Raw genomic sequence first — 24,106 nt, forward strand, 5'->3', positions numbered from 1 at the left:
TTCTCACCAGATGAAAAGAATCATGGCCTTTGTGGCATTAGTTATTGTCTTTTTTATGAGTAATGGGGTATTTGCGCAACAACAAACTGCGGTCAATCCCATCATTTACGCAGATGTACCGGATATGTCTATGATCCGGGTAGGAAATACTTATTACATGAGCAGTACTACAATGCACATGAGTCCAGGTGTACCCATCATGAAGTCTACAGATTTGGTGAACTGGAAGTTAGTTAGCTATGCATATGATACCTTAGCCAATACAAACACGATGAATCTGGAGGATGGGAAAAACACCTATGGAAAGGGATCCTGGGCCAGCAGCCTGCGTTACCACAAAGGTGCATTTTATGTCAGTACATTTTCGGCTACCTCGGGAAAAACTCACGTGTATACGACCAGGGACATTGAAAAAGGCAGTTGGAAGGTACTGTCATTCCGTCCAGTTTTACACGACCACTCGCTATTTTTTGACGATGACGGGCGGGTATATATGGTTTTTGGTGCTGGTAAAATACGGCTGGCAGAATTAAATTCAGATGTTTCGGGTATCAAGCCTGGCACAAAAGAGCAGGTACTGATTGAAAATGCCAATGAACCCTCCGGAAATGGGGGCTTACCAGCAGAAGGTTCGCAGTTGTTTAAACTGAACGGCAAATATTATCTTTTCAACATCACCTGGCCTAAAGGCGGTATGCGAACTGTAGTTGTACACAGGGCAGATCACCTCAGGGGGCCATATGAAGGCCGGATTGCATTTCAGGATTTTGGGGTAGCACAAGGGGGCTTGATTGATATGCCCGATGGTCGTTATTATGCCTATTTATTTAGAGATTATGGTGCCGTTGGACGTGTTCCTTATTTGGTGCCGGTAAGTTGGCAGGATGGCTGGCCTGTACTTGGTGATGCTGGAAAACTTGTACCCTTAACAGGTTTGCCTGCTGGTACTGGTTTGATGCCAGGCATTGTGGCATCAGATGAATTTTTACGTACAAAGAAAGCACCAGCTTTACCCTTGGTTTGGCAATGGAACCATAACCCAGACCCCAAACTTTGGTCAGTTACTCAAAGAAAAGGCTATCTGCGGTTAACCACCGGTCGGTTGGATACTCATTTTTTACAGGCCAAAAATACACTAACTCAGCGTACCATAGGCCCGGTCTGTGTGGGAAGTACGATGCTTGATATTTCAAAGATGAAGGATGGTGATTTTGCCGGATTAAGCATGTTGCAGAAAAATTACGGTCAGATTGGGGTTCAGGTGTCAGGGAATACTAAAGTACTGGTTATGATTGATGCCGGAGCCGGGCGTCCGATCGAGACTAAGGGAGACGCACTACATCAGGATAAAATATATTTTAAAATTGAGTGTGAATTTGGAAATCTTAAAGATACTGCGAATTTCATTTACAGTCTGGATGGTGTGATATGGAAGGCATTGGGTACCCCGTTAAAGATGAGTTATACTTTGCCACATTTTATGGGATATCGTTTTGGCTTATTTAATTACGCCAGTAAACATGTTGGAGGATATGCGGACTTTGATTACTTCCATATCAGTGACAACCTTGATAATAAATAGCTGATTAATACTTGACAATAACATGAAACAATTTTTATTTTTCTTACTACTTACAGGTGTGTTAAGTACGAAGGCACAATATCAAAAAACGCACACTGGTGTAAGGGCAACTGTTAATCAAACAGAAATTGAAATTCAGTTTTACAGTTCCAATATTGTAAGGGTGTTAAAATGGCCTTCAGGAAAAACATTCATCAAGCAAAGTTTGTCTGCAGTTAAAATTCCTGAAAAAGTTTCACTTAAAGTGGCACAAAAAGGTGAAGAACTGCTACTAACCAGTAAAGATCTGCAAACTGTATTGAACCTGAAAAATGGACACATAGCTTTTAAAAAGGCCGATGGACACTCCCTGTTAAATGAAAAACCGGCGGGCGCTACATTTACTGAGTTTAATGATGCCGGAACAAAAACTTACACCATTTCCCAATCATTTGTCCTGGAAAAAGAGGAGCCCATTTACGGATTAGGGATTCTACAGAATGGTAAACTATCACAGCGCAACCAAAAGATCAGGATGGTTCAAAATAATACCTGGGATTTTGTTACTTTTTTCCAATCTGTAAAAGGCTACGGTTTATTCTGGGACAATTATTCGCCAACTACATTTAACGACACTGTGGATGAAACTTCCTTCTCATCGGAAGTGGCCGATGGTATCGATTACTATTTTATGTATGGCGGCAATGCCGATGGCGTAGTTTCAGGTATGCGAAACTTAACGGGGCAGGTGCCAATGTTTCCATTATGGACTTATGGATTCTGGCAAAGTAAGGAAAGGTATAAAAGCCAGGCGGAGCTTGTAGGCGTAGTTAAAAAGTATCGGGAACTTGGCGTTCCACTTGATGGGATTATACAGGACTGGCAATATTGGGGCAACAATTACCTTTGGAACGCGATGGATTTTCTCAATCCTGAGTTTTCCAATCCGCAAAAAATGGTGGATGACGTGCATCAGTTGAATGCCCATCTACTCATTTCAATTTGGTCGTCATTTGGACCTGCTACTAAGCAGTATCGTAAACTCGACAGTATAGGAGCGCTTTTTAACATCGGGACCTGGCCAGAATCAGGATCAGAAACCTGGCCACCTAATATGGATTATCCTTCTGGTGTTCGCGTATACGATGCCTATAACCCTAAAGCACGGGATATATACTGGGATTTCTTGAATAAAGGACTTTTTTCCAGAAATATTGATGGATGGTGGATGGACTCTACCGAACCTGACCACCTTAGTTTTAAGCCGTCGGACATGGATACCAAAACCTATTTGGGTTCTTTCCGTAAAGTACGTAACGCTTATCCCTTAATGACTGTGGGTGGTGTATCTGATCATCAGCGCGCAGTTAGTGCCGATAAACGCGTGTTTATTTTAACCCGTTCAGCCTTTGCCGGACAACAGCGGTATGGTGCAAATACCTGGTCGGGCGATATTACTTCTTCATGGGAATCTCTCAGAAATCAAATCCCTGCGGGTCTCAACTTTTCATTGTGCGGAATACCTTATTGGAATAGTGATATTGGTGGTTTTTTTGCAGGATCGTATAACAAAAACTGGAATGATGGTTCAGGTGCCAAAAATCCGCTTTTTCAGGAACTTTATGTAAGGTGGTTACAGTTTGGAGCCTTCACACCAATGATGCGTTCGCATGGCACAGATGTTCCGAGGGAAATTTATCAATTCGGAAAAAAAGGTGAACCCATTTATGATGCCATCGAAAATGCAATTAAATTACGTTACAGCCTTTTGCCATATCTCTATTCTACAGCAAGATCGGTTACTGATAAACAATCGACTTTTATGCGTGCACTGGTGATGGATTTTAGCCAGGACAAAAAAGTGCTGGATATGAACAATGAATACCTTTTTGGATCTTCGATTTTAGTAGCGCCAGTGATTAATGCGCAATATACGCCGGAAACAATAGTAAAAGCTAATGAAGAAACTGGATGGAACAGAAATCTTATCAAAGGAAATGCCGTCGATACAGTGAACTTCAGGCTGCCAAAATCAAAGAAAGTATATCTCCCCTCAGGCACGGTCTGGTACGATTTCTGGACCAGCCAAAAATACAATGGAGGACAGGAGATTGAAGCAACTACAACCATAAACACGATTCCTTTGTATATCAAAGCGGGTAGTATACTTCCTCTCGGACCGGATGTACAGTATGCCAATGAACAAAAATGGGATAATTTAGAAATTCGGGTGTACGAAGGTGCCAATGGAACATTCACCTTATATGAAGACGAAAACGACAACTATAATTATGAGAAAGGCATCCATGCTACGATTACTTTTAGCTGGAATGATAGGCGTGAAATGTTAACTATAAGCGCGCGCAGTGGCAGTTTTCCAGGAATGTTGTCAAAACGTAAATTCAACATCAAAAAGGTAAAAGCAAATGGGACTATGGCAGTAACTGCTGGGAAAGAGATTTTATATGTAGGAGAGCCAGTTTCGTTAAAACTGTAATTTACAAAACAACAAATATAAGCAAAGCCATCATAAGGAAACTGTTTAAGAACGAAAATTGAGTTCGCTTATGATGGCTTCATTACCAATAAAAGACAAGCTATATTCCAATGAAAAATAGATTAAGGAACTTTTGTACGTTACTGATGGTTACGTTCTCACTTTTGGCGGGTGCTCAAAACCCAGTTATCCAAACTAAATTTACCGCCGACCCAGCCCCAATGGTATACAAAGACACAGTGTACCTCTACACAACTCATGATGAAGACGATGCGGGACCGGGTATGGGGAAATTCCTGATGAAAGATTGGCTTTTATACACTTCAACAGATATGGTGAACTGGACCGATCGAGGTGTGGTTGCTTCCTTAAAAAGTTTTAGCTGGGGGAGGCAGGAAAATGGTGCATGGGCACATCAGTGCATAGAACGTAACGGTAAGTTTTATATGTATTGTACTGTGCAGGGAAGTGGAATTGGGGTGTTGGTTGCAGACAGCCCGTATGGGCCGTTTAAAGATCCCATAGGAAAAAAGTTAGTCGGAGGAGAAGATATTTGGAGTACCATTGATCCCAGTGTATTTATTGACGATGATGGGGAGGCTTACCTCTATTGGGGCAATCCTGGTTTATGGTATGTGAAGTTGAATAAAGATATGATCTCCTATTCAGGTGAAATTGTAAAAGTTCCAGAGGTAGGCAAAGTGAAAGGACAAGCCACCGCTGATTTATACCATTATCAGGAAGGCCCCTGGGCTTATAAACGGAACGGACATTATTATATGGCTTACGCTTCTACCTGCTGTCCGGAAGGTATCGGTTATGCCATGAGCAACAGTCCGACCGGTCCCTGGGAATATCAGGGATACATCATGAAGCCAGACAAAAGATCGAGTGGAAATCATCCTGGCATTATCGATTACAAAGGTAAATCCTATGTTTTTGGTTTCAATTTCCGGCTAAATTTTATGCAGACAGCCGCACATCATGAAAGGCGTTCGGTTTGTATTGAGGAGTTTAAATACAACCCTGATGGGACTATTCCTGAATTGCCATGGTGGTCTGAAACGGGTGCGAAACAAGTTGGCTCACTAAATCCATTCAAGCTTGTTGAGGCCGAAACCATCAATTGGGCTGAGGGGCTGAGCACAAAAAAAGCCGACCTTTCAAGCCAAATGTATGTAACAAATGTAAGCAATGGTGACTTCATCAAGGTAAAGGGGGTAGATTTCGCTAAAGGTGCTAAAAAATTTGAAGCTAATGTTGCTCCTCTTGCTGGGGGAAGCATCGAGATCAGAATCGACGACAAAGCGGGAAGTTTATTAGGAACACTACAGGTAAAGGGGACAGGATCTGATAAGAATTGGAAAATATTGTCTTGCCACATTAAATCAGTAAAAGGGAAACACGATGTATATCTGGTGTTTAAGGGGGGAAATGACAACCTGTTCAATTTCGATTGGTGGCAGTTTAAAAAGGCCGTTTATTAGTCCATATTTTATTGTAACCAATCATGAAAAAAGTTGTTTTATTTTCATTCTCTTGTGTTCTAATGATGCTTGCCGTTTCCTATACAAATGATCAGTTTAAAAGCAGTTCACTTAAAGCCGCTTTTAAACACAAGTTTCTCATTGGTGTTTCGTTAAATAACGGGCAGATATGGGGTCGGGATACGGCTGCCCTAAAAATAATAAAAACACATTTTAACTCCGTAGTCGCAGAAAACTGCATGAAGATCGTGTCTCTTCAACCTCGGGAAGGACAATTCCGATTTAGAGATGCCGATCAGTTTGTAAATTTTGGAGAGAAAAACAAACTGTTTATTATTGGACATACTTTAATCTGGCATTCTCAAACACCGGATTGGTTTTTTGTTGATGCTGATGGGAATGATGTATCCAGGGAAGTGCTTATTGAGCGGATGAGAAGACACATCACCACTGTGGTTTCCCGATACAAAGGACGGGTAAATGGTTGGGATGTGGTAAACGAAGCAATATTGGATGATGGATCCTGGCGCAAAAGTAAGTTTTACAATATTATTGGCGAAGATTTTATACGCCTCGCTTTTGAATTTGCGCATGCTGCCGATCCAAAGGCTGAACTTTATTACAATGATTTTTCTATGGCCCAGGAAGGTAAACGTAATGCCGTAGTCCGTATGGTGCATAAACTTAAAGGTTTAGGGCTGAAAATTACCGGCGTTGGTATGCAGGGACATTTGGGGCTGGATTACCCAAAAGTAGCGGATTTTGAGAAAAGCATCCTCGCTTTTTCGGCTGCTGCGGTTCATGTGATGATTACCGAGCTTGATATTACTGTTTTGCAGAATCCGGGGCGAAGTATGGGGGCTGATATTAGTCAGAATTACACTTATAAAAAAGAAATGAATCCTTATGCAGCTGGCTTACCAGATTCTGTAGCCAAGATATTGGAGCAACGTTATGTTGCATTTTTTAAATTGTTTCTGAAACATCAGAATAAAATCAGCAGGGTGACTTTATGGGGTGTTACTGATGGAGATTCCTGGCGCAATAACTGGCCGGTTTTTGGGCGTAAAGATTATCCGCTGTTGTTTGACCGCCAATATAAAGCAAAACCTGTTGTGCAAATCATCTCGGAAATGTCACTGATGGAATAATTATAGAAGCGGTCTATCAGCTGCCAAACTCAGTATTGACAGGCGACATGCAGCATCTTCAAATGATGCTTGTTTTTTTAACAGTTTGTCAGCATCTCCTAAAGATAATTGTCGAATTCCGCTTAGAATAGTGCTCTGCAAGCGATTAAGGGGCGTTTTTTGTCAGTTTGAACATCAAGCATATAAATTTAAACAATTGTACCCGCTAAAAAAATGGTTCAGTCCTAATTTAGGTTAACTGAATATAGATCATTCGCCATCTCTAATCGTGAATGTAATACCTAACCAAACGAACCAAACCAAATGAGACCAGCAACTTAAATTAAATTCTTAGTATTAGAAATACGAATTCGAACAAGCTTTCAAAAACCAAATAAATAAACCAAATATATGATGAGAAAAAATTCTACCAGGAAAGTTCCATTCCCTATGGACAAAGTATTTATCACAATTATATCCTCTTAAATGATTTTAAATAATGGAAAAATATACAAATGCGAGTAACGCACATTATTTTCTGAAATTTTTTAGAAAGGAAGCGTTACAAAGAGTTTGCTTTTTATTATTTGCTTTTATTATGCTGACAAATTCTGTCTACGCACAGCAAAAACGAACGGTAAAAGGTACTGTAATTGATGACAAAAAGTTACCACTAATTGGTGCCTCAATCACAGTGAAAGGTACAAGTGTGAAAACGCTGACCAATGTAAATGGAGAATTCTCCATCGTAGTTCCGGAAGACAAAGAAACGTTAATAATTGCCTACATCGGCATGATGAATAAAGAGGTATCTGTCAATGGTACAAGTAATATACAGGTATCTATGCAAGACGACAATAAAGCCCTGAACGAGATTGTTGTTGTAGGATATGGTCAGCAGAAGAAATCGAGTATTATAGGTTCTATTGTACAGACGACAAGTAAAGAACTGGAGCGCACCGGCGGCATTACCAATCTCGGTATGGCATTGACCGGGAACTTACCTGGTGTAATTACTGCAAGCTCTTCGGGTATGCCGGGAGCAGAGGATCCTCAGATTCTGATCCGTGGACAAAGTTCATGGAACAACAGTGCTCCGCTTATCCTTGTGGATGGGATAGAACGTTCCATCAGTGCAATCGATATATCTTCGGTAGAAAGTGTTTCGGTCTTAAAGGATGCCTCTGCCACAGCAATTTATGGGGTGAGGGGTGCAAACGGTGTTATCCTGGTGACGACCAAACGAGGTGTTGAAGGAAAAGCGCAAATTCAGGTACGGTCGAACATGACTGCAAAAGTAGCTTCGAAACTTCCGGAAAAGTTTGATTCTTATGATGCCTTAATGTATAAAAACAGGGTTCTTGAAAAGGAGGGGATGGCCGACCTCAATGCCTGGTCCGCATATGCACCGATGGAACGGATTAACAAATACCGGAACCCGGCTAACATAGCAGACTGGGATAGGTATCCCAATGTGGATTGGGTTGACGAATTGTTTAAAGACCATGCGATGTCGTACAATACGGCTGCCAATGTATCAGGAGGGACTAAATTTGTGAAATATTTTGCAGGAGTTGATTTCACACGTGAGGGTGATTTGTTCAAAACTGTTCAAAATGGAAGAGGCTACGATGCTGGTTTTGGATATAACCGCACAAACGTGAGGAGTAACCTGGATTTCAACCTCACCAAAACAACTAAATTCTCCACCAATTTGTTCGGGTCAAATGGCGTTCGCCAATTGCCATATGATATGCCTGATGGTGATCAGAGCTTTTGGTCTTCTGCCTACAGAACCTCGCCAGATATCTTCCGGCCAAAGTATTCAGACGGAACTTACGGCTTTTATGTGACCTCCAAGCAGGATCAGCCCAATGCTGCGTTTTGGCTTGCATATTCTGGTTTAGAAAAAAGAACAAGTACACAATTGACTACTGATTTTGTGCTTCAACAGCAATTAGATGCAATTACGAATGGACTTAACTTTAGGGCAAGCCTTTCTATGGACAATTCATTTCTGGAAAAAAAACGTGGTATTAATGATCAGAATAACCCTGCGCAGCGAAAATATATTGATCCGATTACAGGTTTAGTAAGCTATGAGCTGACCCGTAATGACGGTACGCAGTTTGATTTTAATGAAAGGATTGCCTGGACGATTGCTACTGGAGAGGTAGATAAAACAGCGACTTACAGGAACACAAACTACCAGTTTCAGTTGAATTACGGACGGACATATGGGGATCATGAGGTGACGGCCATGGGTGTTTTTCAACGCCAGAGAAATGTAAGGGGAGGTAATTTTCCAACTTTTAGGGAGGATTGGGTTTATAGGACAACGTACAATTATAAATCCAAATATTTCGTTGAAGCAAACGGTGCCTATAATGGTTCAGAAAAATTTGGTCCGAAAAGGCGCTTTGCTTTCTTTCCCTCTTTTTCAGCGGGATGGATGATCAACAACGAGCAATTTATGAAAGGATTAACTTTCATTGATCAATTGAAACTTCGTGGTTCCTGGGGTAGAATTGGGGATGATGGATTTAATACCCCACGCTGGCCATTTCGCGATGCTTATTCTTATGGTGGCAATACACAAATGGGTAATTCGATCTCCAATACACCCTATACTTTTTACCGCGTATCCACTATGGGAAATCCAATTCTGGGTTGGGAAATTGTGGAAAAACGAAACCTCGCCATCGACTATAGTTTCCTGAAAGGTAAGATTTCAGGAAAAGTAGATTTTTTTAAAGATAAACGGAGCGACATCGTCATCGGTGGTGAAAGTCGTGCCATACCCTCTTTTTATGGTTTTGGTGGAACTGCCGCCAGAGTGAACAGTGGAAAGGTAACGAGTAAGGGTTATGAACTGGAACTCCGCATAAATCATTCGTTCAATGAGAATCTGCGCTTTTGGGCCAATACCAGTGTAACACATGCCCAAAATATTACAAATTTCCGCGACGACCCGGAGCTTACTCCAGCTTACCAGAAACAGGCCGGTTATGCCATCGGACAGGTCAAGACTTACATCGATCATGGATTTATCCAAAGCTGGGATGATGTTTACGGAAGTACCACGCGGGCATCTAACAACGGAAGCAAGTTGCCTGGTGATTATAATATTCTTGATTTTAATGGTGATGGGATTATCGACGCTAACGATCCGGCGCCTTACGGCTACACATCTAACCCTCAAAATACGTACAATGCCAGTCTCGGGTTAGATTGGAAAGGTCTAAGCTTATTTGTACAATTCTATGGCGTAAATAACGTAACGAGAGAGGTGACCTTCCTGAATTTCCAGGCAAAAAGTAATGTGGTTTTTGTGGAGAGACCTTCTTGGAACGTAGCAAGTGCCCAGGGCGAAATTCCATTGTCGCGGTTTACAACCAACGACCCTGACGGTGCACGTGGAACCCGTTTCCTTTACGATGGTTCATACGTACGGTTGAAGAATGTGGAAGTTGGTTATAAACTACCCCGAAATTATGTAAACAAGATCGGGTTAAAAAGCACCAGGATTTATATCAGTGGAAATAACCTTTGGTTGTGGTCGAAGCTGCCTGATGATCGGGAATCAAATTTCAGTACTCCAGGAGATCCTAATGGTAGTGGAGGTGCTTATCCAACAATGAGACGCTTCAACCTGGGGCTTGAAATCACCTTATAAAACGAATTGAAAATGAGAAATTTCATTAAAAAGATATTATTGCCTTTAACCATCATACTGGCAGTCTTGACACTTGGATCCTGTAAAAAATATTTGGAGCGGTCTCCGCTTGCTGATATTGAGGAAACAGATCCCTATCAGAATTTTAGAAACTTCCAGGGATTTACGGAAGAAATGTACAATTGCATCCCCATGCTTTCGGGTAATCAGTATCACAGTAGCTGGAACCTGGGTGAAGAGGAGTTTTGGGAAGCAGGGGAAACCCGCGTGATCGCATATGCGATAGATCAGGGCGATTACCGTGCCTGGGAGAGCGCCTTATATAACATATTTAAGGCAGATGGAGGAGATCCCTCTACTACCGATCGAATGACTAAAGGTAGATTATGGCAATTGTCCTGGTATGCCATCCGCAAGGCAAATGTTGGTATTGCGAATCTTGATAAGCTGGTAGATGCTACTCAGGAAGAAAAGGATCTGATCGCCGGACAGCTCTATTTTTTTAGGGGATATTTTCATTTTGTACTGATGGAGTACTGGGGAGGTTTACCTTACATTGAACAGGTTTTACCAACCAATGAGGTTTTGAAACTTGAGCGCCTAAGTTATGGCGCGACGGCGGATAAAGTTGCCGCGGATTTGCAGAAAGCTGCGGATCTGCTTCCGGTAGACTGGGATGCCACGGTGGCCGGTTCTGTGACTAGTGGAAAAAATAACCAACGGATCAATAAAATCATGGCCCTGGGATTTTTAGGGAAAAATTACTTATGGGCTGGGAGCCCGCTGATGAACAGGGAAACTACCGGGAACAGCAGCTATAATACCGAATATTGTAAAAAGGCAGCAGATGTTTTTGCTCAGGCATTAAAACTGGTTGAATCCACCAAGCGATATGAGTTGGCCCCTTTTTCACAGTACAGGGAAATATTTCAGACCTATAATGCCGGAGGCCGGTTACCCGGACTGAAAGAATCTATTTTGCTGGAAAACCTGACAGAAGCAAACGTTGGACGCTGGCGTAACAACCAGGTCAATGACTATCGTCCGAATACAATTAATGGATCTGGAATCAAAGTGTATCCTACTGCAAATTATGCCCGTTATTATGGCATGGCAAATGGTTTGCCGATTGCAGAGCCGGATAAAATTGATGCTGAGTCAGGATATGATCCTGAATATCCATGGAAAAACCGTGATCCGCGTTTCTATAACGATTATGTTATAGATGGAGAAAAAGTAGTCGTTGCTGGTCAGGCTGTGGGAAATAATGAATTTCGTCAATATGCCAGTCTTTATACTGGCGGATTGTTTAGAACTGCAGATGCCAATAAAAAAGTCTGGACGGGATATCTCCTCTCCAAATATGTCGCCAAATTGTCTAATGAGTTTGATGGCTACAGGGAAAATAACATTGTACTGATGAGTTTAATGCGTTTGGCAGATGTATACCTGATGTATGCTGAAGCAACAGCGGTAGGTTATGGAAGTCCGCAAAGCAGCGCTGCTGGATATAGCCTGACGGCAGTTGATGCGGTTAACAAAATCCGCAGCCGGGCAGGGGTGTTGGGGGTTGCAACTAAATTTCTTGGCTCAACTACTGATTTTTTGGGTGAACTGAGACGTGAACGTGCCGTGGAGCTATCTTTTGAAGGGCTGCGCTTTACCGATCTGCGTCGTTGGTTGCTACTCACACAGCGTCCATATACGCTCAAAACTGCCGTCGAGTTCGACCGTGCGCTTACCAATGCTCAGGTATATGCCGATCCCAAAAATGCGAAAGTGCGTAACCTGAGAGAAGTGACCTTAGTTGAAAGGCAATTGGGAGATCGTCATTACTGGTTTCCATTTCGCCAAAAAGATGTGAACATGTATAAAGAGTTTAAGCAGAATCCTGGGTGGTAATTAAAAATATTCAACTAAAATGAAGAGAAAAAATATAAAAGCCTGCTGTACTTTATTTGCCACTGTTTTTATGACTCTGGCTGGCGTACAAGCTCAGGATAAAGTAGATAGTGTCATCTATTTATCGGCGCCATCTCCTAAAAAAGATTCACTTGTCAATGTCGCATTTAAAAAGATTGCCAGGCGGGATCTGCTGGGTGGTGTGTCGACAGTGAACGTGCCTGATTTATTAAAAAAGAGTTATGGTGTATACAGCCTTGATAATCTTCAGGCATTGGTAGGCGGGTATACAGGGAATGTATGGGGACAGAGTGCTTTGGTTCTGGTAGACGGCATACCACGCCGCGCTTCAGATGTGCGTTTGGTAGAAATTGAATCCATTACCGTCCTTAAAGGAGCAAGTGCTGTGGTCTTATATGGAAGTGGAGCTTCCAAAGGCGCTATATTGATCACCACCAAAAGAGGAAGTGTAAAGCCGCTGACCATTGATGTGAGAGCAAACACCGGACTATACATCCCAAAAGCTTATCCCAATTATCTGAATGCAGCTGATTATATGACTTATTACAATGAGGCTTTAACCAACGATGGAATTGCGATATCTGGTCCTGGTTATAGCCAGGAAGTTATTGACAATACAAGGGCGGGTACTAATCCTTTCAAATATCCTGATGTTGATTTCTTTAGCTCGGAATATCTTAAAAAGGCGTATTCGAAATCAGATGTTACCACCGAAATTTCAGGCGGAAATGAGGATGCACAGTATTACACCAATGTAGGCTTAACTTATAACAATAGTTTGCTGAAATACGGGGAACAGGCAAAAAATAATGATTTCGGATTAAACATACGCGGAAATGTAGACATTAAGATTACCAAATGGCTGAGCGCCTCAACGGATGCAGTCGCGATTGTTTCTAACAGCTATGTAGGCCGCGGTAATTTCTGGGGTGCGACCTCCACTATAGCACCCAATTTCAATAGATTTTCGCCACTGATTCCCATCAGTATGCTTGATCCGAACAATAAACAATTGCAAACTATTGTCAACACCAGTAATCACATCATTGACGGGAAGTATCTTCTTGGTGGTCAAAGCACCAATCAGACCAATGTGTTCTCTGATATGCTGGCTGCTGGTTACATTAAAAACCGGAATCGTACTTTCATGTACAATCTGAGTGCGAAAGCCGATCTAGCTGCCATTTTGGAGGGGTTGTCTTTTAAAACTACGAACAGCATGGATTATACCTCGGTATATTCTGAGGGTTACCTGTTGGGCTACCGGACATACAAACCGACCTGGTCTACCGTGAACGGTCAGGAGTTGATCACCGCCCTGGAGTCGTTTGGGGAGGATAAGAATTCAACCAACGAGTTTGTAGGTAGGTCGATGTATATCCAAACCATGTCTTTCAAATCTCAATTTGATTATGAACGTACTTTTGCTAAGGATCACAATTTAACCGCTACATTAATGGGGTGGTGGTACAAAACGCAGTTCTCTAGTGATATTGACAACGATGGAGGCAGCGACTACCAGCCGATCTTAAATACCAATCTGGGGTTCCAGCTTGGTTACAATTATCGCAGGAAATATTATGCCGATTTTTCTTCGGCCTTGATCCATTCTGCCAAATTACCTCCCGGAAAGCGAAATGCTTTATCGCCGACTTTAACACTAGGTTGGCAGATTGGTGATGAAGGCTTTGTGAAAGACAACCTTTCTTTTGTAGACAACCTGAAGCTGTCCACATCTTATGCATTAATTAATCAGGACCTGGATGTTACAGGTTTCAGAGCCAACAGTTCTGATCCTGCCGATTATTATTTATATCAGGGTTATTACAGCAACACCTCTGGTTTAGGTGGCTGGTATCCATGGCGCGATGGTGCAGCTGGTGGTTTCACCACGGTTTCAGGTCAGGGTGACAATATGAACCTTACCTTTGTTAAACGGAAAGAATTCAGAATAAGTTTAGAAGGCGCGCTCTTTAATAATTTAATAGGTTTTGATGCCAATTATTTCTCACAAACTACAGATGGCTTGCTGGCACGCGGAACAACGATTTATCCATCATACTTTGCTGGTTCAGGTGATTTTCGTCCCTGGCTGAACTATAATAAAGAGCGCCGGTCAGGTCTTGATTTTTCAGTTAACCTGAATAAAAAGATAGGAGAACTGCAGTACTCCCTGGGAATTACCGGTATGTTTTACAATTCTGAAGTACTACGCAGGGATGAAAACCCGGAACAAAGTTATCTTGCCAGAACAGGCAAACCACTTGATGCTTATTTTGGTTACATCAGCGAAGGGCTTTTCCAGAACCAGGCAGAAATCGATAATCATGCCAGACAAACCTTCGGCAATGTGAAGCCTGGTGACATCAAATATCAGGACATCAACAGTGATGGGATTATCGATGGCCGTGATCAGGTTGACCTGGGACACACAGGTTGGGCAGCTTCACCTTTTTCTATGGGATTAAATCTTACACTTAAATGGAAAAACCTTACATTTTTTGCCATGGGTTCAGGTAGCTGGGGAGCCATTGGCTTTAAAAACAGTTCATATTATTGGGTTGGTGGTACTACCAAATATTCTGATGTGGTATTGGGTCGGTGGACTGAGTCTACAGCAAATACCGCAACTTATCCGCGTCTAACCACCAACAGTAACAATAATTTCAGGAACTCGACCTATTGGATGTATAAAATTAATCGCTTTGACCTGAACAGGGTTCAGTTTACCTACGATTTTAACGATAACATCTTTAAAAATTCCTTTATGCATAGACTTAGTGTTTATGTGCAGGGAGATAACCTGCTTGTCATATCAAAGGAGCGAAAATTGATGGAGACCAATATCGGATCAGCCCCTCAAACCCGTTTTTTCAACCTGGGTGTAAAGACTTCTTTTTAATTAACGATGTAAAAAGCAAATGATATGAAATTTAATCTAATAATGATGGGCCTGGCAGTTCTTGTTTTTGCAAGCTGCAAGAAAATTGTAGACCCTGAGCCGGAAAACCTGAAGACCATAGAGCAGATGTATACCGATGTGAATTATGCGCAAGGTTTTCTAATGAATGCATATAGGACTATTCCCGCCTATTATGACAATTCGGAATACGCTACGGATGATGCTGTTACAAATCAGCTGAGCCATGCTTATCTTCAATTGGCTACAGGTTCATGGACTGCGTCCAATAATCCGGCTTCCGTGTGGAACCAATCGTATGAAGCCACGCAATACATCAACCTTTTTCTGGAGAATATGGGTAAAGTAAAATGGGCTGATGATCCAGCTGCTGCGAAGCTATTTTATACGAGGATGAGGGGGGAGGCTTTGGGCCTGCGCGCGTTGTATATGTTCTTTCTGCTGCGCAATCATGGCGGGTTTACTGCTGATGGTCAGCTGATGGGCGTACCCATCGTTACGGAATACCAGACCATCGAATCGAATTTCAATGTGCCGCGTGCAAGTTTTGAAGCTTGTGTAAAGCAGATTTATAAAGATTTAGATAGTGCAGAAGCCTATCTTCCGCTGGAGTATGCCGACATCAATTCCGCAACTTTGATTCCGGAGCGTTTCAGGAACATTACGCAAAATCCGGAAACGTATAGCCGTGTGATGGGAACTCCTGCACGACAGTTGTTTAATGGTTTGATCGCTAAGTCATTCCGTGCAAGGGTTGCATTGCTGGCCGCCAGTCCTGCTTTTCAACACAGTTCCAATACCGCTACCTGGGCAGATGCGGCAAATTATGCTGGAGCTGTAATTGATTACAAAGGTGGGGTAAATGCTTTGCCAGCAACAGGCATTACTTATTATGCCAATGCTTCAGAATTGGATGGTGCAAGTAATGGTGCCAATCCAGCTGAAATTATATGGAGAGAAAATATCCAACAAAATAACAGTGATCAGGAAGCAGCACATTTTCCACCTTCGCTTTTTGGTAACGGGAATATGAACCCAACCCAAAATCTTGTAGAGGCTTTTCCCATGGCTAACGGCTACCCCATTGGTCATCCAAATGCAAATTTCAATTCCGCAAGTCCGTATGCTGGCCGGGATCCAAGGCTTACAAGTTATATCATTTATAACGGAAGTACTGCTGGCGTATCTAATACCGTGATTAAGACGGGTAGTTCGTCTGGATCGGATGACGGAATCAATGTCCGAGCGACCTCCACACGTACTGGTTATTACATGAAGAAGCGGTTGAGGATGAATGTTAACCGTAATCCCATATCCATCAGTGGTAATACCCATTACACACCACGTATCCGATATACTGAAATGTACCTGGACTATGCAGAGGCTGCAAATGAAGCTTTTGGACCGGTTGGTACAGGCACTCGAGCCTATTCAGCTTACGATGTCATTAAGGCTATTCGCAAAAGGGCTCTTGGCCTAACCAATGATCCTTATCTGGAAGAATGTAAAGTTGATAAAGACAAAATGCGGGACCTGATACGTAATGAGCGTCGTTTGGAATTGTGTTTCGAGAGCTTCAGATTCTGGGATCTCCGTCGTTGGAAAGTTGACTTAAGTAAACTGAATGAAACAACCCGGGGGCTTAATGTAAATGGTGCAGTAAACACACCCATTAATGTTGTGGAGACACGTTCTTATCAGGACTATATGTATTATGGGCCGATCCCAAATTCAGAAGTGCTCAAATATAACCAGCTTTTGCAAAGTAAAGGATGGAAATAACATTAGACTCATTAAAAAAGTAAATTATGAAAATGAATAAAATATATATGGGACTTGCGGTTGTTGCGGGGCTAATGGCTTCCTGTAAGAACAACGAAGTAGTTTATCCTGATTTTGATTATTCAACCGTGTATTTTGCCAGCCAGTATCCTTTAAGGACACTGGAACTGGGAGAGGATCTGCTGGTGGATAATACGTTGGATAACCAGCGAAAGGTAGAGATCAAAGCTACGATGGGTGGAGTATATGAGAATAAGAAGAATGTGGTAATCGATGTTGCGGTTGATGGGACAATGCTTAATAATCTTTATTACAGTAACGGCGGCTCCAAAATAGAACTCCTGCCATCACAATACTATCAATTGGTTTCCAATCAAATTACAATCCCGGCAGGAAGCATTCTTGGTGGTGTAGTGGTACAATTGACTGACGCTTTTTTTGCTGATCCAAAATCTTTAACCAGAAATTACGTGATCCCCCTGGTTATGACAAAGGTGAGCGGAGCTGATTCTATTTTAAGAGGAAAGCCGTTTGTGAATAATCCATCACCTTTTGTGAATTCAAACTGGGCGACAAGACCTAAAGATTATGTATTGTATGGGATTAAATATGTAAATCCATGGCATGGAAACTACCTAAGAAAAGGCATAGATCAGATCACTCAGGCTAACGGGACTGTCACTTCGACCTTACGTCATACGCCTTATGTTGAAAATAACCAGGTTGTGAATATTTCAACCAGTTCTCTGAAAATTGCCAATCTGCCGCTAACCATTAAAAATACTGCCGGTAACAATGTTACTGTCAACCTTCTATTGACTTTTGCGGATAATGGGACATGTACGGTAAGTACCGCAAATACCGATTTTGATATTTCTGGTACGGGCAAGTTTGTCTCTAACGGGGAGAAAAACAGCATTGGTGGATCAGACCGGAGTGCGATTTACCTGGATTATAATTTACGCTATAAGCCGCAGAACATAAGTTATGTCACCAAGGATACATTGATTGTACGCGACAGAGGTATAAAAGCGGAATATTTTGATGTAGAAAAGAAGTAATCTTTCATTGGTCTATGTCCGATTCTATGAATTTAAAAACCTTGATGGTCATGTTATTCGTATCCACTATATTTTCATGTAAAACAGGCGACCGTGAAAAAGTGGTTCTTCAGCTGGGGCGGTATAAACTCACTACCGCCCAGCTCAAGGTAAAAATAATGAGCAACAAATATAAATTGCTGAGTAATCATGAACTGGAAAACAAGCTGATCGAGGAGGGGCGAATACTTGCATTTGCAATAGAACATCGATATGATACAATTGGTAAGTTAAACCTGCTTTTAAATTATGCTTCGCGTGCTTATGTATCAAGGGAAGACGGTTTTGTCTGGAATAAAAAAGTTAAACCTCTACTTCAGTTGACAGAAAAAGCGATTATTGATGGCTATCATAAACGCGCTCAGGTGTACACTTTCGAAATCATCCGGTTGTCTGATCCAAGTACTGCAAAAAAGTATCAAATTTTGAAGCATGATTTTGATCTGCTTCGTAAAAATGCAATTGTTGATAAATATGCAACAGTTTTTACAATGAAACTAAGATATCCATTTTACCCACTTTGTAAGTATGTCAAAATTTCTGACTCGCTTAAAGCAGGAGATGTTGTTGGGTCTGGTGAAACTGAAAACGGATACATATACTCACATGTACAATCCGTTAAACCATTTATTCAAAAAGCTTACCAGGATGAAAAGGCGGATGTTAGGAAAGAACTTCTTTTTGCATTGACTCAAAAATACATTTTGGAGAACCAAAAGCAACTTTTTTACAAAGCTAAGCCCATGTTTTATGATCGTGCAATTGTGGCGCTCGTTTCCGGATTTGACGTGGCGAATAAGAGCTGGCCAAGTATAAATCCTAAACTGAAGCTGATGGAATATACTGTCTCTGGAAAACGTTTGGCCTATCTGGCCTCGGATTTTAAAGAATTTGTTGACAATGAGCCGGTGTTTATGGGATCGCTGACTAATCCCTCAGATGTGAAGAAAATGCTTCAATCTGTAATCATAACACAATATTTATTTGCCTTGGCGAAGCAACTGAACGTAGAAACCGATGAGGACTACCTGAGGTTCAGAAAGGCTTACCAGGAAAATATTTTTATTGAACACTTTAGAAGGAGCCATGTTTTTCCCAACACTGTTACTCCCGAAAGTAAGCACCTAAGTCTGCAGAATGAGCTTAAAGAGCAATATCCGATAGAAAATAATGGGTTAAAAGCTTATTTGTCGAAGCTAAGAAAATAACGAGTCTGAAATAACCGACTTAAAAAATTACAATACAAGCTAATTACATTACTAAAAACTAAAATTATGAAAAAAACTATTTTAATTCTTACCCTTTTATTTTTGACTGCTTCGAGCAGTTTTGCCGGCTGGCAAAGCTTTGAATCATGGAATTTTCATGGATTTGATGAGTATGGCGCCGCCCAGGTAAATAATAAAACACTATATGCAAATATCAATACTTATGTGGATTGGATTTCACTTTCATATAATATGAGTAACCATCAACCTGGCGGATATCTGGATATTGGTGTTGTTGAAAATGGTAATACAATTTTATACGATTATGTAAGTAGCCCTTCAAGTTACACCCACTGGATTGTTAATCCGACAACCGCATCTTACCGGCAATCATTAACTGTTTATATGGAGTGCTGGAATTCCAGCGGAACAGTGGTCTTAAACTGGGGGCAAATTTAAAATCAATAGGAAAATATTAGATCATTCGAACCCATTAGCTTGTATTGTTTTAAATTCAATTTATTAATACTGTCCAAAGTGCATTGGATAGTAAACTCAAACTTTAAGTCTCGCGTGCTTGAGCTATAAGAAAACCCTAAAGCATCTGATCAACATTTTATTAACCTATTAAAACTCAAAACATGAAAAAAATCATCTTAATTGTCGTAGCGCTTTTTACTGGCGTTACCAGCAGCTTTGCGTATAACAATGGGGTCGGGATTATGGCGGCCTCTCCAGAATCCGGTATGGGATATCCCGCGCAAAAATCTGAATATATCAATATCAATTCGTATTGTCAGGTTTATTTCAGCTGTTCATATACCAATGCAGGAATTGCAAGTCCTCCTGTAGGTTCTGCTTATCTTAAACACGGTGGATCGACCGTTCATTTCTATAATTTTGGAAGCGGAACTGGTAATACCGGACTTTATACTGATTATTGGTATACATTGGAGTTGGGTATAGCCTGTAACTATAATGCGATTGGACTAGTTCAATTGAACTGGTAGAAATACTTATAAATTAAACGATTCTCAGTTGATTTATGCTAAGCGGAGGTGTCTTAACAGATACCTCCTAAGGGTAGTTAACTACCTGGATTTTTTTGATAAATATTATTCACCTTTTTTGAATCCAGTGTAAACTAATTATTAACTGGCCTGGGCAGAAGCCTTGGGTATGAATTCAACTGAACGCCATTCTGGGGCAGGCCGGAAAAACTTACGTGAGGAGATCCTGAAATGAACTCAGGAAAACCTGAGTACCAGGACGAGAACAACAAATAACAATAACGCTCAACTCATTATCTTAAAGAACCTTACATAACCTACCCAAGCAACTTTCACAAACTATGAACTTTTTCTGATAGGCAAAAGTGTGTAACGGGTTATACAACAAGTGAGAAATGAAGTGTGAAATTTTACAATATACTTTACAACTGATTAAATCACTAGATTATAACATAATATCGCCATAGATTTAAGTATTGAAATTAACAGGTTATTTATTGAGTTTTATCTAAAGTAATCAAAATGAAATTAAAATACATTTGTTGCCTGCCCATTTTCCTATTCTTAAGCAGTTGTTCAAGTAGAAGAAACCTTGTATATTTTAGTAACTTGAGTTCGACAACACAAAGTTACACCACGGTGATGCAAGATACAGAACCGCGGATTCTGGTGAATGATATTTTACGAATTTCCGTAAACAGCACAAGTCCGGAGTCTAATTTATTATTTGCATCAATGCCTGCTAATATTGGCCCTGGTGGTGTTTACGAAAAAGAGGGGTATCGGGTAAACAGTAATGGCTTTATTAATTTTCCAGTTCTGGGTGAACTTAAACTTAAGGGTTTAACTTTAGACGATGCGCAGAAAGTGATTGAAAAGCAACTTGTAGGAATTCTTAAAAATTCAATTGTAAATGTCAGTTATCAGAATTTCAAAGTAACCGTTATCGGAGAAGTCAACCATCCATCGACATTCACTGTAAATGATGAACACATCAACATGTTGGAAGCATTAGGTATGGCCGGAGATTTAACTCCTTATGGTAAGAGAGAAAACGTTTTGCTGATTAGGGAAACTGAGGGTAAACGTGTTATGGCACGTGTAAACCTTAATGACAAAGATGTAATTAATTCTCCTTATTTCTACCTGAAACAAAACGATGTGATTTATATCGAGCCACATAAAACCAAGTCGGTTGAGTATAGCCATAGCAATAGGCTGATGCCACTTATTGTAGCCTCCATCTCGGCAGTAGCAGTTTTGGCAACAACATTATTAAAATAAAATTTATTGTGAATTTCTAAATACAGCTGATCATGGTCTCACAAGCAAAACCTAACGAAAATAAACAAGAGCTAATGTCACATATGATGAAATATGTAAGAAACTGGTACTTATTCGTAATTGTGTTGGCGATGAGTGTTGGGGGCGCTTATTTATACCTGGAATGTACTGTTCCCTTGTATAAAGTGACCAGCACACTCCAAATTCAGGAAGATACCAAAGGTGATGGCCTGTTTAAAGGTACTGCATTTAGTGATTTAAATATGTTCAAAACATCCAAAACAGTAGAAAATGAAATGGAGGTGCTGAGGTCAAGGGATTTGATTTACAATGTGCTGGCTAAACTTGGTTTTGAAACCAGGTACTACTACAAAAATATATTCAGGAATGAAGAACTGTATGGAAATAACTTGCCACTGAAGGTTAAGGTTGTCAGGATGAGCCCTCAAGGCTATCAAAGTAAAATTGCTTTGAGCATCATTAACGATCAGGAGTTCCTGCTCACCGACGGGGTTGTGTCTAAAAGATATAATTTTAACCAAAACGTTTTCGGTAAAGGTTATCAGATTGTGGTAACTAAGGGGCCAGCATTTGAAATAGCTGACGAGCCGGTGCAAATCAGGTTTGTCAATTTGTATCGTGCAGCTGAAGCCTATAGCATGACTGGTTTAACTATTTTGCCAGTGATAAAAGATGCCAATACTATCGTTTTAAGTCTTCTGGACCCAATTCCGGATCGTGGCATTCAGCTGCTAAATACACTGATCAATACTTACAATATGGAAAATGTAAGGAGTAAAAATATCATGGCGCTGAATACCATTAAGTTTATAGACAATAAATTAAGATACTTGACTAAGGATTTGTCTGGCGTAGAGCAGGAAGTTCAGAATTATAAACAAAACAACAGCGTTACCGAACTGGCAACCGATGCACAAATGAGTTTGCAGAGTTCAGGTGCCTATAACCAGCAACTCGCAGCAAGTGAAGTTCAGCTAAGCCTGGTTGAGTCCATCACCGGCTATTTGAACGGCTCGGGAAGCACTTTTGACATGGTACCTACCACACTAGGCTTGAAAGACCCTACGCTTCAAGGCTTAACTGAACGTTATAACAGCCTACAATTGGAGCGGGAAAGGCTGCTTAGAACAACTAATGTTAATAATCCATTGGTTCAAAATATTACAGCGCAATTGCAAAGTTTAAAATCAAATTTACTCGAAAACCTAAGCATGATTAAAAAGGGACTGGTTGTAGAAAAAAACAGTCTGAACAACAAATCTCAGTTGTATGAATCTAAATTGAGAAATGTTCCTGTGATAGAACGTGGGCTAATTGAGCGTGGACGTGAGCAAGGGGTTCGTACTACACTTTACCAATATTTGCTTCAAAAAAGAGAAGAAACGGAACTCTCCCTCTCTGCTACCATACCGAGTTCTTTAATGATAGACAAACCGGCTTATAATGGTGTTCCAGCTAAGCCTAAAGTACAGTTGATTTATATGTTGAGTATCATATTTGGTTTGGTAATTCCTGCTTCTGTGATTTATGGAAGGGATAAACTAAATGCTAAAGTAAACGATATACTGGATGTGGAGTACTTAAACGGAAACATCAGGATTCTGGGTGAATTGAGTCATAAAAAAATTGGTGAGTCTATTGTTGTTCACAAAGATAAAAGTACAACCATTTCTGAACTGTTCAGATATATTCGCTCCAATCTACATTTTATGGATGCTGATAAAAACAACAAAGTTTTTCTGGTTACTTCCAGCACTAAAGGTGAAGGTAAGACGTTCTTTTGCGCTAATCTCGGAATAACACTTTCTTTAATTGATAAAAAGGTGGTATTGCTTGAATTTGATCTTCGTAAACCCGATTTGGTGAATAGTTTGAAAATGAGCCCTGGCCCGGGTCTGTCGGAATACCTGGCAGATGATAAATTGAAACTGGACGACATCATTGTCCAATCCAACGCGGCCGATAGTTTATATGTGATTGGTTGTGGTAAAATTCCGCACAATCCATCTGAACTATTGATGAGTGACCGGTTGAATATTTTATTTGAAGAGTTGAGAACCAGATTTGACTACATTATTCTGGATACATCGCCGGTAGGGTATGTAGCTGATGCATTTAGTCTGGCACCATTTTCTGATGCCAGCATCTACCTGGTAAGGTATAACTACACAGATAAGCGTGAACTTGGCATATTCGAGGACATCTGTGAAAATAACCGGCTCAAAAATCCGATGCTGGTTTTTAATGATGCTAAAAAAGGAAATAGAAATGTCCATAGATATGGAAGATATGCATATCCTGCATAAGTGAGTTGTATTGAAGTGTAACGGTTACTTTGCAGTGTTACTTTGATGTCTGCATGTTGCAAAAGAAGAGAATTGTCTAATAATACCGCAGTTGAAAACAGGCTGCACAAAATCAAGTGTTGCGATCAAAATATTAAAACTACTCATGTAACTGAGGTAGCGAAGCTGTATCCGGCGGATATAAAATGTTAAAATCACTAT

14 protein-coding genes are annotated in these 24,106 nt (G+C 40.8%); all 14 read left to right on the plus strand.

The features are described 5' to 3' along the window. Positions 1-10 precede the first annotated feature (10 nt). The 14 genes from IM797_RS20120 (at position 11) to IM797_RS20185 (ending at position 23,905) form a co-directional block, all read left to right on the plus strand. Complete coding sequence (locus tag IM797_RS20120) at positions 11-1,582, plus strand: glycoside hydrolase 43 family protein (protein WP_194128978.1); 1,572 nt, start codon at positions 11-13, stop codon at positions 1,580-1,582. Between the two features lie 22 nt (positions 1,583-1,604). Continuing rightward, the gene (locus tag IM797_RS20125) at positions 1,605-4,058 is read left to right on the plus strand and encodes a TIM-barrel domain-containing protein (protein WP_194128979.1); all 2,454 of its coding nucleotides are present in this window, start codon (positions 1,605-1,607) and stop codon (positions 4,056-4,058) included. Positions 4,059-4,168: 110 nt separating this feature from the next. Next, positions 4,169-5,545: a glycoside hydrolase family 43 protein gene (locus IM797_RS20130; protein ID WP_194128980.1), complete on the plus strand. Its 1,377-nt coding sequence runs from the start codon at positions 4,169-4,171 to the stop codon at positions 5,543-5,545. Between the two features lie 23 nt (positions 5,546-5,568). Further along, positions 5,569-6,696 (plus strand): endo-1,4-beta-xylanase, encoded by a 1,128-nt coding sequence (locus tag IM797_RS20135; protein ID WP_194128981.1) that lies wholly within the window; start codon positions 5,569-5,571, stop codon positions 6,694-6,696. A gap of 478 nt (positions 6,697-7,174) precedes the next feature. Next, positions 7,175-10,351 carry a TonB-dependent receptor gene (locus IM797_RS20140; RefSeq protein WP_194128982.1) on the plus strand — a complete coding sequence of 1,059 codons (3,177 nt, stop codon included), beginning with the start codon at positions 7,175-7,177 and terminating at the stop codon, positions 10,349-10,351. Between the two features lie 12 nt (positions 10,352-10,363). Continuing rightward, positions 10,364-12,253 (plus strand): RagB/SusD family nutrient uptake outer membrane protein, encoded by a 1,890-nt coding sequence (locus IM797_RS20145; protein WP_194128983.1) that lies wholly within the window; start codon positions 10,364-10,366, stop codon positions 12,251-12,253. A 19-nt stretch (positions 12,254-12,272) separates the two neighbouring features. Beyond that, positions 12,273-15,176, plus strand: a complete 2,904-nt coding sequence (locus tag IM797_RS20150) for a SusC/RagA family TonB-linked outer membrane protein (RefSeq protein ID WP_194128984.1) — start codon at positions 12,273-12,275, stop codon at positions 15,174-15,176. Positions 15,177-15,200: 24 nt separating this feature from the next. Continuing rightward, a complete protein-coding gene (locus IM797_RS20155) occupies positions 15,201-16,976 on the plus strand; it encodes a RagB/SusD family nutrient uptake outer membrane protein (protein ID WP_194128985.1) in 1,776 nt (591 codons plus the stop codon). A 26-nt stretch (positions 16,977-17,002) separates the two neighbouring features. Continuing rightward, on the plus strand, positions 17,003-18,037 hold the full coding sequence (locus IM797_RS20160; RefSeq protein ID WP_194128986.1) for a DUF5627 domain-containing protein: 1,035 nt from the start codon (positions 17,003-17,005) through the stop codon (positions 18,035-18,037). A gap of 26 nt (positions 18,038-18,063) precedes the next feature. Next, positions 18,064-19,284 carry a hypothetical protein gene (locus tag IM797_RS20165; RefSeq protein WP_194128987.1) on the plus strand — a complete coding sequence of 407 codons (1,221 nt, stop codon included), beginning with the start codon at positions 18,064-18,066 and terminating at the stop codon, positions 19,282-19,284. 66 nt (positions 19,285-19,350) lie between these two features. Further along, positions 19,351-19,743 (plus strand): hypothetical protein, encoded by a 393-nt coding sequence (locus IM797_RS20170; RefSeq protein WP_194128988.1) that lies wholly within the window; start codon positions 19,351-19,353, stop codon positions 19,741-19,743. Between the two features lie 182 nt (positions 19,744-19,925). Beyond that, positions 19,926-20,294, plus strand: coding sequence for a hypothetical protein (locus IM797_RS20175; protein ID WP_194128989.1), 369 nt, complete (start codon positions 19,926-19,928; stop codon positions 20,292-20,294). A 642-nt stretch (positions 20,295-20,936) separates the two neighbouring features. Next, positions 20,937-21,578, plus strand: coding sequence for a polysaccharide biosynthesis/export family protein (locus IM797_RS20180; protein ID WP_228098987.1), 642 nt, complete (start codon positions 20,937-20,939; stop codon positions 21,576-21,578). A gap of 83 nt (positions 21,579-21,661) precedes the next feature. After that, the gene (locus IM797_RS20185; RefSeq protein WP_228098988.1) at positions 21,662-23,905 is read left to right on the plus strand and encodes a polysaccharide biosynthesis tyrosine autokinase; all 2,244 of its coding nucleotides are present in this window, start codon (positions 21,662-21,664) and stop codon (positions 23,903-23,905) included. The last annotated feature ends 201 nt before the right edge of the window (positions 23,906-24,106 follow it).

The organism is Pedobacter sp. MC2016-24 (genome assembly GCF_015223055.1).
Taxonomy (GTDB): domain Bacteria; phylum Bacteroidota; class Bacteroidia; order Sphingobacteriales; family Sphingobacteriaceae; genus Pedobacter.

Bases quoted from the DNA above. Each gene is read 5' to 3' on its own strand.
- IM797_RS20120 (WP_194128978.1), top strand. From the start codon at position 11: ATGAAAAGAATCATGGCCTTTGTGGCATTAGTTATTGTCTTTTTTATG.
- IM797_RS20125 (WP_194128979.1), top strand. From the start codon at position 1,605: ATGAAACAATTTTTATTTTTCTTACTACTTACAGGTGTGTTAAGTACG.
- IM797_RS20130 (WP_194128980.1), top strand. From the start codon at position 4,169: ATGAAAAATAGATTAAGGAACTTTTGTACGTTACTGATGGTTACGTTC.
- IM797_RS20135 (WP_194128981.1), top strand. From the start codon at position 5,569: ATGAAAAAAGTTGTTTTATTTTCATTCTCTTGTGTTCTAATGATGCTT.
- IM797_RS20140 (WP_194128982.1), top strand. From the start codon at position 7,175: ATGGAAAAATATACAAATGCGAGTAACGCACATTATTTTCTGAAATTT.
- IM797_RS20145 (WP_194128983.1), top strand. From the start codon at position 10,364: ATGAGAAATTTCATTAAAAAGATATTATTGCCTTTAACCATCATACTG.
- IM797_RS20150 (WP_194128984.1), top strand. From the start codon at position 12,273: ATGAAGAGAAAAAATATAAAAGCCTGCTGTACTTTATTTGCCACTGTT.
- IM797_RS20155 (WP_194128985.1), top strand. From the start codon at position 15,201: ATGAAATTTAATCTAATAATGATGGGCCTGGCAGTTCTTGTTTTTGCA.
- IM797_RS20160 (WP_194128986.1), top strand. From the start codon at position 17,003: ATGAAAATGAATAAAATATATATGGGACTTGCGGTTGTTGCGGGGCTA.
- IM797_RS20165 (WP_194128987.1), top strand. From the start codon at position 18,064: ATGAATTTAAAAACCTTGATGGTCATGTTATTCGTATCCACTATATTT.
- IM797_RS20170 (WP_194128988.1), top strand. From the start codon at position 19,351: ATGAAAAAAACTATTTTAATTCTTACCCTTTTATTTTTGACTGCTTCG.
- IM797_RS20175 (WP_194128989.1), top strand. From the start codon at position 19,926: ATGAAAAAAATCATCTTAATTGTCGTAGCGCTTTTTACTGGCGTTACC.
- IM797_RS20180 (WP_228098987.1), top strand. From the start codon at position 20,937: ATGCAAGATACAGAACCGCGGATTCTGGTGAATGATATTTTACGAATT.
- IM797_RS20185 (WP_228098988.1), top strand. From the start codon at position 21,662: ATGATGAAATATGTAAGAAACTGGTACTTATTCGTAATTGTGTTGGCG.